12 protein-coding genes and 1 other RNA gene are annotated in these 12,985 nt (G+C 38.9%); 7 read left to right on the top strand and 6 right to left on the bottom strand.

The annotated features are described in order from the left end of the window. Positions 1–24: 24 nt before the first annotated feature. Positions 25–377: a transfer-messenger RNA gene (gene ssrA, locus V4596_12220) on the bottom strand. A gap of 69 nt (positions 378–446) precedes the next feature. On the opposite strand from ssrA, the gene V4596_12225 reads away from it, so the two are divergent. Next, positions 447–1,931: a M20/M25/M40 family metallo-hydrolase gene (locus V4596_12225; protein MES2769902.1), complete on the top strand. Its 1,485-nt coding sequence runs from the start codon at positions 447–449 to the stop codon at positions 1,929–1,931. A 2-nt stretch (positions 1,932–1,933) separates the two neighbouring features. Here V4596_12225 and V4596_12230 read toward each other — a convergent pair whose 3' ends face one another. Further along, positions 1,934–2,152, bottom strand: coding sequence for a hypothetical protein (locus V4596_12230; GenBank protein MES2769903.1), 219 nt, complete (start codon positions 2,150–2,152; stop codon positions 1,934–1,936). Continuing rightward, positions 2,139–2,378, bottom strand: a complete 240-nt coding sequence (locus V4596_12235) for a DUF4160 domain-containing protein (protein MES2769904.1) — start codon at positions 2,376–2,378, stop codon at positions 2,139–2,141. The genes V4596_12230 and V4596_12235 overlap by 14 nt, the downstream gene beginning before the upstream one ends. A gap of 223 nt (positions 2,379–2,601) precedes the next feature. On the opposite strand from V4596_12235, the gene V4596_12240 reads away from it, so the two are divergent. The 5 genes from V4596_12240 (at position 2,602) to V4596_12260 (ending at position 6,787) form a co-directional block, all read left to right on the top strand. Continuing rightward, entirely contained in the window at positions 2,602–3,201 is a 600-nt protein-coding gene (locus tag V4596_12240; protein MES2769905.1) for a hypothetical protein, read from the top strand. 51 nt (positions 3,202–3,252) lie between these two features. Then, positions 3,253–3,840 carry a hypothetical protein gene (locus V4596_12245; GenBank protein MES2769906.1) on the top strand — a complete coding sequence of 196 codons (588 nt, stop codon included), beginning with the start codon at positions 3,253–3,255 and terminating at the stop codon, positions 3,838–3,840. Between the two features lie 256 nt (positions 3,841–4,096). Then, the gene (locus V4596_12250; protein MES2769907.1) at positions 4,097–5,095 is read left to right on the top strand and encodes a D-Ala-D-Ala carboxypeptidase family metallohydrolase; all 999 of its coding nucleotides are present in this window, start codon (positions 4,097–4,099) and stop codon (positions 5,093–5,095) included. A 56-nt stretch (positions 5,096–5,151) separates the two neighbouring features. Next, positions 5,152–6,114 (top strand): L-threonylcarbamoyladenylate synthase, encoded by a 963-nt coding sequence (locus V4596_12255; protein MES2769908.1) that lies wholly within the window; start codon positions 5,152–5,154, stop codon positions 6,112–6,114. Further along, positions 6,107–6,787, top strand: a complete 681-nt coding sequence (locus tag V4596_12260) for a hypothetical protein (GenBank protein MES2769909.1) — start codon at positions 6,107–6,109, stop codon at positions 6,785–6,787. Before V4596_12255 ends, V4596_12260 begins: the two co-directional genes overlap by 8 nt. A gap of 11 nt (positions 6,788–6,798) precedes the next feature. Here the strand turns inward: V4596_12260 and V4596_12265 are convergent, their stop codons facing one another. From V4596_12265 to V4596_12275, 3 genes are all read right to left on the bottom strand, one after another. Continuing rightward, on the bottom strand, positions 6,799–9,774 hold the full coding sequence (locus V4596_12265) for a hypothetical protein (protein MES2769910.1): 2,976 nt from the start codon (positions 9,772–9,774) through the stop codon (positions 6,799–6,801). 174 nt (positions 9,775–9,948) lie between these two features. Beyond that, complete coding sequence (gene purE, locus V4596_12270) at positions 9,949–10,470, bottom strand: 5-(carboxyamino)imidazole ribonucleotide mutase (protein ID MES2769911.1); 522 nt, start codon at positions 10,468–10,470, stop codon at positions 9,949–9,951. After that, entirely contained in the window at positions 10,463–11,662 is a 1,200-nt protein-coding gene (locus V4596_12275; GenBank protein MES2769912.1) for a 5-(carboxyamino)imidazole ribonucleotide synthase, read from the bottom strand. Before V4596_12275 ends, purE begins: the two co-directional genes overlap by 8 nt. A 72-nt stretch (positions 11,663–11,734) precedes the next feature. Here V4596_12275 and V4596_12280 point away from each other — a divergent pair, with 72 nt between their 5' ends. Continuing rightward, on the top strand, positions 11,735–12,934 hold the full coding sequence (locus V4596_12280) for a nucleoside transporter C-terminal domain-containing protein (protein ID MES2769913.1): 1,200 nt from the start codon (positions 11,735–11,737) through the stop codon (positions 12,932–12,934). The last annotated feature ends 51 nt before the right edge of the window (positions 12,935–12,985 follow it).

A 12,985-nucleotide genomic window follows, 5' to 3' on the forward strand; every position in this document is an offset into this window, starting at 1 on the left:
CTAAATAGTTGGGCTTTGAAAATTTGGTGGAGGTGGGGAGAATCGAACTCCCGTCCGCAGAACGTCCACGTAAGGCGACTACATGTTTAGTCTGTACTTTAAGTTGATACTCGGAGCGACTACAAACGATCTTTCCAAGTACCCTTCAGTCAGCTTTATTTAAGACTTTGCGCTGCCTGAATCCACAAAGTCCGAGATCACTAAGTGACGATAGACCCCTGGGCCGCGATCAAAACTCAGGGCTATCGTGCTACGCTAGAAAACTAGGCAGCAAGTGCGTAATTGTTGTCAATTACAAGTTTGTCAGTTTTTACAAGGGCCAACGCCTTGACATGCTCCTTAAGCTTCTCATTCCACGTCGAAACCAGTACACCCCCACATAACAGTAAATAGGTAACTAAGTTCTTCGTTGAACAGAGGAAAACCATAACATATCGTTAGGGAAAATGAAATTTAAACTTTTTCCTAAAATTTTAAAACATACTGTATTCATTCTTATAGTTCTTTCGCTCGGTGCTGGTACTTATTTGTACCTTGATCGCCCTGAGATTCGTGCTCCTTCCGATGAACCTTTTCAAATTATCTTAGACGAAAATATTGATTGGGATGCCATTCAGATTGAGCTTACAGGGTTACTCACGGATCTCATTCAAATTCCCACGATCCGTTCCGAAGAATCTAAAGTCGCTTTCTACATACAGAAAGTTTTAGCCAAAGAAGGCATTCAGGCCAAACTCATTCCTCATCCAGAATTTCCCGACAAAGTAAGTTTGGTGGCAGAGATCGGCCCTGAGAATTCAGAGAACGGAATTATTTTGCTTAATCACTCTGACGTGGTCGAAGTCAATGCGGCTGATTGGGAAGTTCCTCCTTTCAGTGGTGAGATGAAAGACGGAATGATCCATGGGCGCGGGGCCCTCGATATGAAGGGCATGGCTTCGATGGAGCTTATGGCTTTTATCATGGTTAATCGTATGGGTTTAAAGCTTGCGAATAAGATTATGTTCTTGTCCGTTCCCGATGAGGAATCTGGCGGAAGACTTGGCGCTCAATTTTTATTGAACAACCATGAGAGTTTATTCGAAGGCTATCGTTATGTATTTAATGAAGGCGGATTCGGAATTAAGGATTTTCCAAAAAAGAACAACAAAATGTTCAACGTGCAAACAGCAGAGAAGGGAATCTTGGGTTTAGAGCTTACGGCTAAGGGAAATTCTGGTCATGGCAGCATGCCTGACAAAAAATATTCTTCGTTAGATATGATGAAACTCATGCTTGAACTTCAAGAGCTGCAAAAGTTTCAGTTAACCGATCAAACCTTGGAGTTCTTCCATCACGTGGGGAGCTTCTTTGAATTTCCAGAAAATTTTTTACTTCAAAGAATTCAGAATCCTTTGGTACAAAAAATTCTATCCAAAAAACTCATGGAGAATCGCGCAGTGAATGCCATGGTGACAAACACCATTTCCATCACCAGTCTTTCTACGGATTCCTCGGCACACAATGTGATTCCCTCCGAGAGTAAAGCCTATCTGGATATCCGGATTCTTCCTGGAGTAGATCCCGCAAAGCTCACTGAGCAGATTCAAAAGATCGCCGACAAATACAAAGTCTCAATTGAAGTCAAAGAATCCTATTCAGCTTCTCAGAGCAATTCGGATACTCCGCTCTTTGATGTTCTCTATACTGTGATGAAAGACAATGTTCCCGATGCTGAGATCACTCAGTATCTTTCACCGGGTGCTACAGACTCGAGATATTTTAGAGCAAAAGGTTTTGAGTGTTACGGAATTATTCCCGCCATCATCAGCATGGAAGACGTAGGAATGCTTCATGGAAAAAACGAAGCGATCTCTCTTGAAAACTTAAAACTAGGCACCAAAGTGATCTTCGAAACTCTCGTCGGATTCAATCAAATGGAAAGCCTTTAGATCTAAGCGCGCTTGCGCTTTGGTTTTTGGTGCTCAACCCAATTAGCCAAAACATCTCGAATCAAGACTTGATATTTTCCGCTATGCTTTGCGGTAAGGCTTAATTTCTTAAGGTCCTTTACTATATTGAGGGGCAACATCATAGATACGCGGATAAGAGCGTTGGAATCGTCAAAAGATTCATCCGATAGCTCTACTTTTCCATATTTAATCTTCTTCATGATACTCCACCCATTTTTCTAAAAGTTCTTCTTTGTGTTCAGCGATATAAGTTACGATCTTTTGAACCATGGACCTAGTGAAATCAGTGCTGTCATCCATAACCTCAAGAGTTAATAAATTAACTCGCAAGGTTGCACCGCCGCCTTCAACATGAACATGCGGAGGATTGTGGTCCTTTTTGTTCACTTTATACTTTAGTTTTCCAACCCGAAGAACCGTAACCATGCACATAATATATATTATATATATCATATATACAAGTTCAAATGGGTTGCTTTCGGCTTTCTCTTCAAATTTTTTATCTTCACGTTTTTTGTAGTAGAGCCGATATTCGGCTAGCCCCTATAAATCTTTCTTAAAATTTCGAAGAAATCCAATATATGCGATCTAATAAGGGTATATGGATTGCTTTATGGGTAGAGTGCAAATTTTCTGGAGGACCCGAAAAATGAAATTGGTAACGAGCGCATTGGTATTGTCTTTGTCCCTTATGGCTTGCAGTAAAAGCGATAAGAAGCTTAACGGCGAGTCCAACGACAATAATAAAATTCAAGGAAACTTCGCAAGCGTTACATATATTGGTACTGATTTAGAAGATTCGAAAACATCCAGCGATCCAGGCCATATGCTCAATGTTTATAGTATCAATGGAAATAAAATGATTTTAGCTGAGATTGATTTAGAAAATAAAATATATATGGTTTCGAATTATGATGTCCTACTCGATGGCGAGACAGTCACCGTAATTCCAACAACTCATACCTGCTCAGAGAATAATCCTAATTACAAAAGCATAATTGGAAACGAACTCGCTACAAATATGGTGGTAACAGAAAAATCCCTCACAGTGACTTACAAAAAATCTGATACAAAAGAAGTTATGGCAAAGATCACCGAAGAAGACTTAAAAATTCTACAAAACAAAGTAGAAAGAGAGTTCGAATTATTAAACGGTGACAACTGTAGCAAAGAATCCAAAACTTCAGACTACAACGTAGAAAGCGAAGCAGAAATTTTAAGAATAATGAACGAATTTATAGCTCAGTAACTTATTTTCGAGAAGATTAACAATGTAACTCAATTTTTTGGAGGCAAAAAAATGAAATTATTAATTGGCGCACTTGCGCTCACTATGGCTCTGACTTCTGCTTGCAGCAAGTCTGATTCTTCTAATAAACCTGGCAACTCTAAACCCATCGATGGCAACTACGTCGAATTTACCCCTAAAGGTTACACTGAAGATGGTGTTGAACACAAAAGCGGTGGTCATGTCATGAACCTCATGCAAATCGAAAATGGAGTATTAACACTTACAGAAATCGATTTCGACAATCAAGGTTATACAGTAGCCAAGGCTGTCATCGATGTAAATGGTAAATCAGCATCACTCGCAACGACTTCAAATTCATGCGTCGGTGGACCTGGTGAAATTTCAGTTAAAGAATCAGGGCTTGGTACAAGATTCAACTTCGAGGCCGTAGCAGACGAAGAAAAGCTATCGCTATCTTCTGATGGTAGCACAGATGAACTTTTAAGAGTTTCACCTGAACAAGTTGAAAAAATCCGTTCTAAAATAGAAGGATTTAAAGAATACAATGAAGATTCGTGTAAAGAATTACCGGACACGTTGGATTCTGCAGAGCCTTTAGAAGTCATAAAATCAAAATTGAAAGAACTTTTAGAATAAATCTAATTTTAAAATACATTTCTTAAAAAAGCCCGCTGTCGCAGTGGGCTTTTTTTGCTTTAGATCATCCTCCGTCGTCGGTATTTTTCATTCGGCAAAATCTTTTATTCTAAATTTTTATTCATCCTCATTAAGTCATTAGTCTTGTTCTTCCAAGACCTTCGTCAACTTTTAACCTCTAAGGGTCGCTGATGTGATCAAAAAGAAATAAAATAATCACATCACCTACACAAGTTAAAATTTATTCGGAGGATGCATGAACTCGAAAGTTGCTCAAAAATTAATCGCTATTGGACTAGCCGTCTTATTATGTTTTATTGTGGCTTGCGGGAAATCAACTAGTAGTTCAGCAAACTCCGAAAATCCATCGCAACCTCAACCCGAAGAAAATCTAAGTGGTCCAGCAGCATGCTACATGGGTATCAATAGAGACGCAAAAGCTTGCGCTCAATTAAAAACCATTAACGCTGCATCTGAAGGCTACAAAAATCCTTACACAGATTCATCATTTATGGCGACTGCAAATAAAGACCAATACCGTAGACCAGTTCAAGCGGTGGACTTGAAGAGAACTTCGCAAAATTTAAAGATTGCTCCAAGTTTTGTACTCTCAGAATTCATGAGCATCGAAAAAGGAAACATCGGTATATTTTCAACAGCAGTCGTAAAGATCATTCAAAAGTTAAGAGATAAAACTGGTGCAGCACTCAAAATCAATAGTGCATTCCGCTCTCCAAAGTGGAATGAAGGTATTGATGGGTCTGCGACGTGGTCCCGCCATCAATACGGAGATGGTGTCGATATCGCCTCTTCAAAAGTGGGCCTTGATACTTTGATCAGCTATTGCAAACAGCTCGGAGCCACATTCACGCTGAAGTACACTTCGCATGTTCACTGTGATTGGAGGAACATGGCGCTTGAGCCACAATTCTTCGGAGCTCTTGATATTCAGCAATTAAAGCAGACAAGTGTAGAAGAAGATCAAATGAATATCTTAACAGATTATGTAGACTCTTCTCAGATTCTTATCAGTGGAGAATTAAAAGCTGGAAATGTGGTGCGTCTGTCTAGTTTTGTAAAATTCCACGAAGATCCCTCAGAGCTGCATAAGCAATGGGTGATTTTTGCGCCCAATGGTGATCAGATTAACTTAGAACAATCTGAAGTGTCGTTGCCTTTACAAAAGGGGACTTACCAAGTGATCAACTATATTGGTGCGAGTATCCAATTGAACAAGTCTTTCTTCGTAAACTAGAGACGAAAACAAAAGCTTAATTGATTTCATATAGATCTTTCTGTATCAATAGATGAATGGAAGAAGATCTAAACAAAGCAGTAGAAATACTCAAAAGTGGTGGCGTCGTCGGGATGCCAACGGAAACCGTCTATGGTTTGGCGGCGGATATTAAGAGTCCTGAGGGTATCGAAAATATTTTTAAAACAAAACAGCGCCCATTCTTTGATCCTCTCATCGTACATATTGCTCATCTCCAGCATTTAAAAGGTGTTGTAACAGAATTTCCGGAGCTTGCCGTGTTCTTGGGTGAAAAATTTTGGCCAGGCCCTCTCACCATGATTTTGCCCAAATCAAAAATTTTGAACACGAAAATCACGTCAGGTTTAGAATTTGTGGGCGTACGGTTCCCGAAGCATCCTCTAGCTCAAAAATTAATTCACAAATTAGGAAATCCCGTCGCAGCTCCATCAGCAAATCTTTTTGGAAAAACTTCTCCCACAAGTTCTGATCACGTAAAGAAGGAATTTGGAGACAAAGTTTTTGTGCTAGAAGGCGGCGAATGCGAAGTGGGACTGGAATCTACCGTGATTGGTTTTGATACTAATTATCTTTCCATCAAAATTTATCGTCCAGGATCTATCACCAAGGAAATGCTCGAGAAAGCTCTCAAGGATTATATAAAGCCCATTTCAATTTTTGAAGAGCAATCTCCCGTAGCACCAGGTCATTTGAAGCATCACTATATGCCTGCTATTCCTCTTATGATCGTGGGGGAGCACGAAATGGAAGATCCAAAATTACAAGAAGAAGCAAAATTAAAATTAAAATTAGCGGTATTTAAACCCATCGAGCTTGTCCTTCACAATGACCCTGCAATCGCCGCACGCGAGCTCTACCAGAATTTAAGAAGATGTGCAGAGACGGGTGCTAGCGTAATATTCGTTCGAGAAAAAGCAGAATACAAAGGTGATCTTTGGACGGCAATCTGGGATCGTTTAAGGAAGGCCGCATCCCTTAAGGTGGACTACAGTGTATAATCGCATTCAGGCACAGAGCTTGGCAGGAATTCAATACGTCGAAGGTGGAGACAAAACCTCTCCCAACAAAATCATCATGTTCCACGGATACGGCGCAGATATGATGGATCTTTATTCCTTCCATGATGCCATTGACACAGCAAAGCCTTTTCACTGGATTTTTCCCAATGGAATCTTAGATGTTCCAATTGGTCCGCATATGTTTGGTAAAGGTTGGTTCAATATTGATATTCCATCTTTTGAACGAGCACTCAGAATGGGTGAGTTCTCAAAGCTTAAGCCAACAGGCATGGATGAGGCTCGTGCTAAGGTAGAAAAATTTCTCAAAGCACTTAATCTTGATTTTTCTAACACGTACCTCGGAGGCTTCAGCCAAGGAGCAATGTTGGTTACAGAATTACTATTAGAGACTGCGATTGTACCGAGGGGTGCGATTTTGTTGTCGGGCACATTGGTGAATGAAGATCGCTGGGCATCATTAATGGCCAAGAAAAAAGGCTTACGATATTACCAGAGTCATGGATCGCAGGATCCGATTCTTCCAGCAGAGCTTGCACAGCGATTGCATGAATTGCTTGAGCAAAATGGCTGGGATGGATTCTTGAATATTTTTAAAGGCGGCCACGAAATTCCTCACAAAGTCATTTCCGATATTTCTTCTTTTATAAAGTAAATGACATATGCTTATAGTTTAAGGTTATTTTTTTTAAGTGAATCTTTGAGTTTTTGCACCTTTAAATATCCTTCTATAGTTCTTGAAAAATAAGGACCTTCTAGAAGAAGTTCAGCATAGGCTCCTTGGTGGAAAGCATCTATCGCACCTTTATCCCACAACTGCATTCCTCCGCCATCAGTCAAATAGCTCAGCTCAATCAATACATTTAGCGGTATAGTTATTTGTTTACTGCCGGCTTGGTTTTTTTGTTCTTTTTTAGATTTTTCTTTTTGGCAATTCACTCCTGGCTGATTTTCCACATGTAGGAATGGTGATTTATCGCTAGATACAGGCAGTTGAAAATCACCCTTGAAAGGAATGCAGTCGGCTTGGTAACTTTGATGGCTGATTGCGACTTTTGATGGATCAAGCTGATCTAAGTATTGTTTAATTTTTGGTAAAACCTCTTTAGGCCCGAGACTCGAAGCTGGATCTGAATATATACTGAATTCCATTATGTTATATAAAAGTTTACGCTGTAAGATATTGCCTTTGATATAGTTATCGACAAAAGATTTTGGGTCATCATAGAAATCAAATATAATTTGATCTAATCCTTCAATTTTAACCCATTCGTCTCCTAAATGATCTACGTCTATATGGTGTTCGGAAGACATAATACTTTTAATTGCTGTGTGGTCTTCACATATGGAGCTTTTGTGCTGATAGTTCATGCAAATTTGACTATCCGTATTTTTTATAAAATTAATTAACCTTCTGTAGCTAAGAATTTTTTGAATTTCAGCATTACTGTAAGACATAATTTTATCAATATTTTTCGATTCGTCACCGAAGAGATATTTATTTATATCTGGATTTTTAAGTATATTTTCAGCGTACTGCATTTGCATTGCCATGATTTTATACTGAAAATCCAACAACGAAAATGAACTCGATTTTGCTTTTCGCAGGCGATAATACTGATTTTCGGTATATGCATGAATCACCTCTCGAGCATGGTGATCAGTGTCATATTCAAAAAAGCGACTTTTTCCCAAATCCAGCTCTGGTCTGAATTGAATTTCAATATCTGATAATTGGATGCTATAATCTGAACTTAAATCACCACCATTATTCGACGAGCTATTAAATACGGAATTCAAATCTGCATATTTTTGTTTATTCTCAATTGGAATGTATTTTAATTCCGCCGTTTCAGGAGGATCTTCTTTGGAATATTTTTTTCTACTATCCTGCCATGCCGTATCTATATCAAAAAATTCATATTCAAATAAACCTGATCGCTGCGTAAAATCCAGAGACCGATAATAAGATTGTGATAATTTACTGTAGGCATTTCTTGATTTGTCGATGAACCCTGTAAACTTATCTGAGGAAATCAGTTTGGCATCTGCTCTGTTGGCAATGTCATCAGGATTGGTGCCTAGAGAGTGCAGCAGCATAATCATCAACAGTTCTGGTCTATATATGTTGGGTTGAACAGCTTCTTTACTTAGATCTTCAACTTTTCCAGATACAGTATAAAGAATTTTATTTTCGCCCGCTGTACTATGAATCACTGCTTCGATGTGATCTGTAAAGTTAGCAATTCCCAGAGAAAAACCGTTCTCCCAAAGTATTGACTGGTGCTCTGAAAGTATCGATATGAACATCATTGTTTGCGCGACACAATTTCCACCCCAGCCGAGTAAGGTATGAGTTAGGGTCGGATAATCTCGTTTATAGATTCTTAGAGAGTCATTGATAATGAGTTCTCTAATTTCATTGATTTTATTTAGGTCAATTTTTCCCGTCATTCTTAAGCGCACTTTTTCCTTTAATGTTTGCATGCGTGCTGAAACAAAGTCATAAGCTTGCTGGTCAGAAATATTTCTACCATCAGTACCAATTAATTTTTCAGCACTCAAAAAAGCCTGAGAATAATCCATCGGATTTAGAGATTTCAAATGTTCCTGAATAATTGATATCAATTGCTTTTTACTGAGAAGTGGATATTGAGGTTTGAAGTCCTTTTGACTCGGCATATGTTTGCTGTTCAACAATTGCGTAGATTCCCAGAGGCTAACTAACCCGGCATCAATAGAATCGAATTTGTTCTTTGCCGAATCTTTCTTTTCTGCCGATCCATAATCTAAAAACAATAATCCGTGCAGGCCTGCAGATGCACCAAGGCTCACTTGCATTGGGGTGATGTGTTTTAAAAAAGGATTTATTCTGTTGAGCGCCGAGGAGCCATGTTTTGCAATTTTTCCTTTTAAGGCCAGTCTTGTCACTTGCGAAGATTTATAAATCACCGCGAGTTTCTCAGGCAACGTAACTGATTTTAGAAATCCTCCGGGAATAACAATAAAATTTTTGATGGCGTTCAATATTTGCAATCCCTTTTGAAAAGGCATTTGTTTAATTATTTGAGTTGCTAAAGTGCGGATTTCTACATTTTCTGATTTTTCAAAAGGCGACGCAATGATCAAGGCCAGTGCATAATCTTTTGAATTGGCTAGAATTTCGATATTGGTTATGCGTAAAATTTCTAAAATTCTTTTTTGCATATCCAGTTGCTTTTCAGAACTCAGAAGTTGTGTGAACGCAGTATTTTTATGATATCCTAAGTTGATCAATTTATCACTTTTATAGTTGTAATGAACCAGGGCATTCCACAGAAAATAATATTTCGAAAGATAACCCCTTCTGTTTCTAAGTGATTCAAATATTTCCGTAGAAGACTTGTATTTTTTTGTTCGAATTTCCTCATCCCAGGTATTTAAGAAGGTTTGGATATAAGCTTTATCGGCCAAATATTGGGCGCGGAATTTTTCATCACCTTCTGAAAAATAAGAATTGAGCAAAGCAGACATAAGGGTGTGCGTGAGCTGAAGATTTTTTTGTGAATTGTATTCTTGAGTCGCAGAATAACCCTGAAGAGGTCGAAACATAACCAAACATAAAATTATATAAAATACTTTATGTTTCAACTTGTTAAGCATTTTTAACACCCTTTGAAGTTATTTTTTCTATAAATATTAAATCTTTATAAAGCAGATTTTATGCCATTGGGGGATTTAACTGAGTAGATTTAATAGACCGCAGATGTAAATCTCTTAAAACAAGAGACGTACAACGGCATTTTTGGTGTTCTTATAGCAACATTTTTACAACAATTACTTCTTTAGTTTTTTGTTTAAAACTTTTTCTCGTAGTGCCTGCTTATATAGAGTCATATTTTTAAGGATGGCCTCATCTTTTTTACTTCCACCAGCACCAAGAATCTGAACAGCAAGAAGTCCAGCATTGTAGGCGTTATTGATTGCAACTGTAGCCACAGGAACACCTTTTGGCATTTGCACTATGGATAGAAGTGAGTCTTCGCCGTCAAGGGCACTATTTGCAACCGGAACCCCGATCACAGGAAGCTCCGTGAGTGAAGCCACCATACCTGGAAGGTGAGCCGCGCCACCAGCACCAGCAATGATTACGCGAAGTCCATTCTTCATCGCAGACTTTGCGAACTCGTACATTTCATCAGGAGTTCTGTGAGCAGAAACAATTTTCACATCAAAAGGGATTTTGAATTCCTTCAATACGTCTTCTGCCTCTTTCATAATTGGATAATCAGAATCGGATCCCATAATGATGGCGACGAGGGGTTTCTTAGAAGTTTTCTTTGTTTTTTTCTTACTCATAGTTTTTCCAGAAGTTGGTTTCGATCTCTTCCATGAGTTTTATTTTCAACATCAAATCGGTCTTTGTCATGGAAATGGTATTAATATGACCTAATTTTCTATAAGACGAGGTTTTGGTCTTGTTGTACCAGTAGACTTTAGCATCTTCTGTTTTCTTGAATTTCTCTTTTACGTCTTTTTCAAAGGTTTTCTCTAACCCTTCTGGTCCCAGAATATTTCTCATGGCAAAGTAAGGATAAGTTGAAGGGCTTTTGAGTTTTGAACCAAGACAAGCAAACAAGTGATTTTCGAATTGGTTTACAGGAGCCGCATCCAAAGTGTAGTGACCAGAGTTGTGAACCCTCGGTGCCATCTCATTGATGAGAATTTTTCCATTCACATAAAAGTACTCAATAGCAAAGGTTCCTACGAATTTTAATTCTTCTCCAATTTTTTTACCCATTGCAGAAGTCTCGGTCTCGATTTCTTTTGGAATATCAAACTCTGTGGCTGGCCCGTACACCAATTTACAAACATTTTTCTCTTGCTCTGAAATCACCAATGGGTAAGCGATGAAATCACCATTTAGACTTCTGGTATAAACTTGCGCGAGTTCTTTTTCAAAGGTCACAAATTCCTCAGCATAAACAGTCGTGCCTTCGCCGATGGCCTTCTGGCAGAATTCTGAGGCTTTTTCCAGTTCACCTAAAGTTTTAACAACGTGATTTCCTTTTCCATCATAGCCACCCATTGCGCGCTTTAAGACAAATCCATTTTTATGGCCGAAGGCTGTTGTTCTTAACCAGGGAAGAAGTTGATCAATCTTTGGATCAAAACCTTTGAAGGGTGAGGTGGGAAGATTTAGTTTCTGAAATAAAAATTTTTGCGATAATTTATTTTGCGTAATTTGAATATTGGGAATCGAAGGTAGAATAAAGACTTTTGGAAATTCATTTTTAATTTTCCCAAGAGCTTCAACATCTATAAACTCATTTTCAAAAGTAATGAAGTTCACTTTAGAAAAGAAGCGTCTCAGGGACTCTTCGTCCTTGATATCTCCTTTGAAGAGCTGACCTGCTGTATATTTTGCCGGGCATTCTAAATCTTTAGTAAAAATACTAATTTCTAGGTCGCTAAAAGGCGAATTTTCTACAAGCATTTGGGCCAATTGGCCGCCGCCTAATATACCTAAAGTGAGTTTGGGTGGATTCATTAGCTTTAGGTTTAATCAATCCTTGCCTATTTGTCTATCCCAAGATACTTAACGCTCGAATAGGGGTACAGAATGGAAAGACTTATTAGTTTCGTAGGGTTAATCTTCCTAATATTCGTAGCTTGGGCGATGTCGGCAGACAAAAAAAATATCAATAAACGCACTATTCTTGCCGGAGTTTTCATTCAATTTGTCTTGGGCGTTCTAATTCTTAAAACTGCTGCGGGTGTTTACTTCTTTGCGGCAGCCAATGAATTTGTTTCTAAAATCTTAAGCTTTTCAGATCAAGGTGCTGCCATGATATTTGGAGAGGGCTTCAGGGAGCATTATTTTGCCTTCTCGGTTCTACCAACAATCATCTTTATGTCTGCTTTGATGTCGGTGTTGTTTTATCTCGGAATCATTCAGCACATTGTAAAGTGGCTTGCTGTAATGATGGTCAAGTTAATGGACGTTTCGGGATCAGAATCCCTTGCGGCCAGCGTGAATATTTTTGTCGGCCAAACCGAAGCTCCGTTGGTAGTAAAACCTTACATCCAATCGATGACAAAATCTGAACTCATGTGCTTGATGGTTGGAGGTTTTGCAAATATCGCAGGCGGAGTAATGGCCGCCTATGTGGGATTTGGTGCGGATGCAGGACATTTACTCGCAAGTTCAATCATCTCAGCTCCAGCCTCCATCTTGGTTGCAAAATTATTACTTCCAGAAAGAGAAGTTTCCGTAACCAAAGGAAAAGTTTCCATCGAAATCGAAAAGGCCGGTGAGAATGTTTTAGAGGCAGCATGCATCGGAGCTTCTGATGGTCTAAAGCTCGCCCTCAACGTTGCGGCAATGCTGATTGCCTTTGTGGCCTTCACTGCAATGCTCAATTATGGTCTAGGATTTTTCCCGGATGTGAATGGGCAACCATTAACCTTTGAAAGAATTTTGGGCTGGGGATTTGCCCCGATTGCATTCTTAATCGGAGTTCCAATGTCTGATGCTCTTGCTGTAGGGACATTGTTGGGAAAGAAAATGTTCTTAAATGAATTTATCGCATATATGGATTTACAAACTCTCAAAGATACTCTCACCCCGAGAGGATTCACATTAGCAACCTACGCTTTGTGTGGTTTTTCTAACTTTTCTTCTATCGCTATTCAAGTTGGCGGTATTGGAGAATTAGTTCCATCGCGAAAAAAAGATCTGGCAAGATTGGGCTTTAAAGCCATGCTGGGTGGAACTATCGCGACGCTTATGACTGCAACAATTGCAGGAATTTTATTATAAAGTTTTCGCTGCAATTTTTAGTTATTGTCATCTTTTATTCACAAATCCAAT

Source organism: Bdellovibrionota bacterium, from assembly GCA_040386775.1.
Classification (GTDB): domain Bacteria; phylum Bdellovibrionota; class Bdellovibrionia; order Bdellovibrionales; family JAEYZS01; genus JAEYZS01.

Excerpts from the sequence above, each read along its gene's own strand:
- V4596_12245 (MES2769906.1), top strand. The coding sequence starts at position 3,253 with ATGAAATTATTAATTGGCGCACTTGCGCTCACTATGGCTCTGACTTCT.
- V4596_12250 (MES2769907.1), top strand. The coding sequence starts at position 4,097 with ATGAACTCGAAAGTTGCTCAAAAATTAATCGCTATTGGACTAGCCGTC.
- purE (MES2769911.1), bottom strand. The coding sequence starts at position 10,470 with ATGAGTAAGAAAAAAACAAAGAAAACTTCTAAGAAACCCCTCGTCGCC.
- V4596_12280 (MES2769913.1), top strand. The coding sequence starts at position 11,735 with ATGGAAAGACTTATTAGTTTCGTAGGGTTAATCTTCCTAATATTCGTA.
- V4596_12265 (MES2769910.1), bottom strand. The coding sequence starts at position 9,774 with ATGCTTAACAAGTTGAAACATAAAGTATTTTATATAATTTTATGTTTG.
- V4596_12235 (MES2769904.1), bottom strand. The coding sequence starts at position 2,378 with ATGGTTACGGTTCTTCGGGTTGGAAAACTAAAGTATAAAGTGAACAAA.
- V4596_12230 (MES2769903.1), bottom strand. The coding sequence starts at position 2,152 with ATGAAGAAGATTAAATATGGAAAAGTAGAGCTATCGGATGAATCTTTT.
- V4596_12240 (MES2769905.1), top strand. The coding sequence starts at position 2,602 with ATGAAATTGGTAACGAGCGCATTGGTATTGTCTTTGTCCCTTATGGCT.
- V4596_12255 (MES2769908.1), top strand. The coding sequence starts at position 5,152 with ATGGAAGAAGATCTAAACAAAGCAGTAGAAATACTCAAAAGTGGTGGC.
- V4596_12275 (MES2769912.1), bottom strand. The coding sequence starts at position 11,662 with ATGAATCCACCCAAACTCACTTTAGGTATATTAGGCGGCGGCCAATTG.
- V4596_12225 (MES2769902.1), top strand. The coding sequence starts at position 447 with ATGAAATTTAAACTTTTTCCTAAAATTTTAAAACATACTGTATTCATT.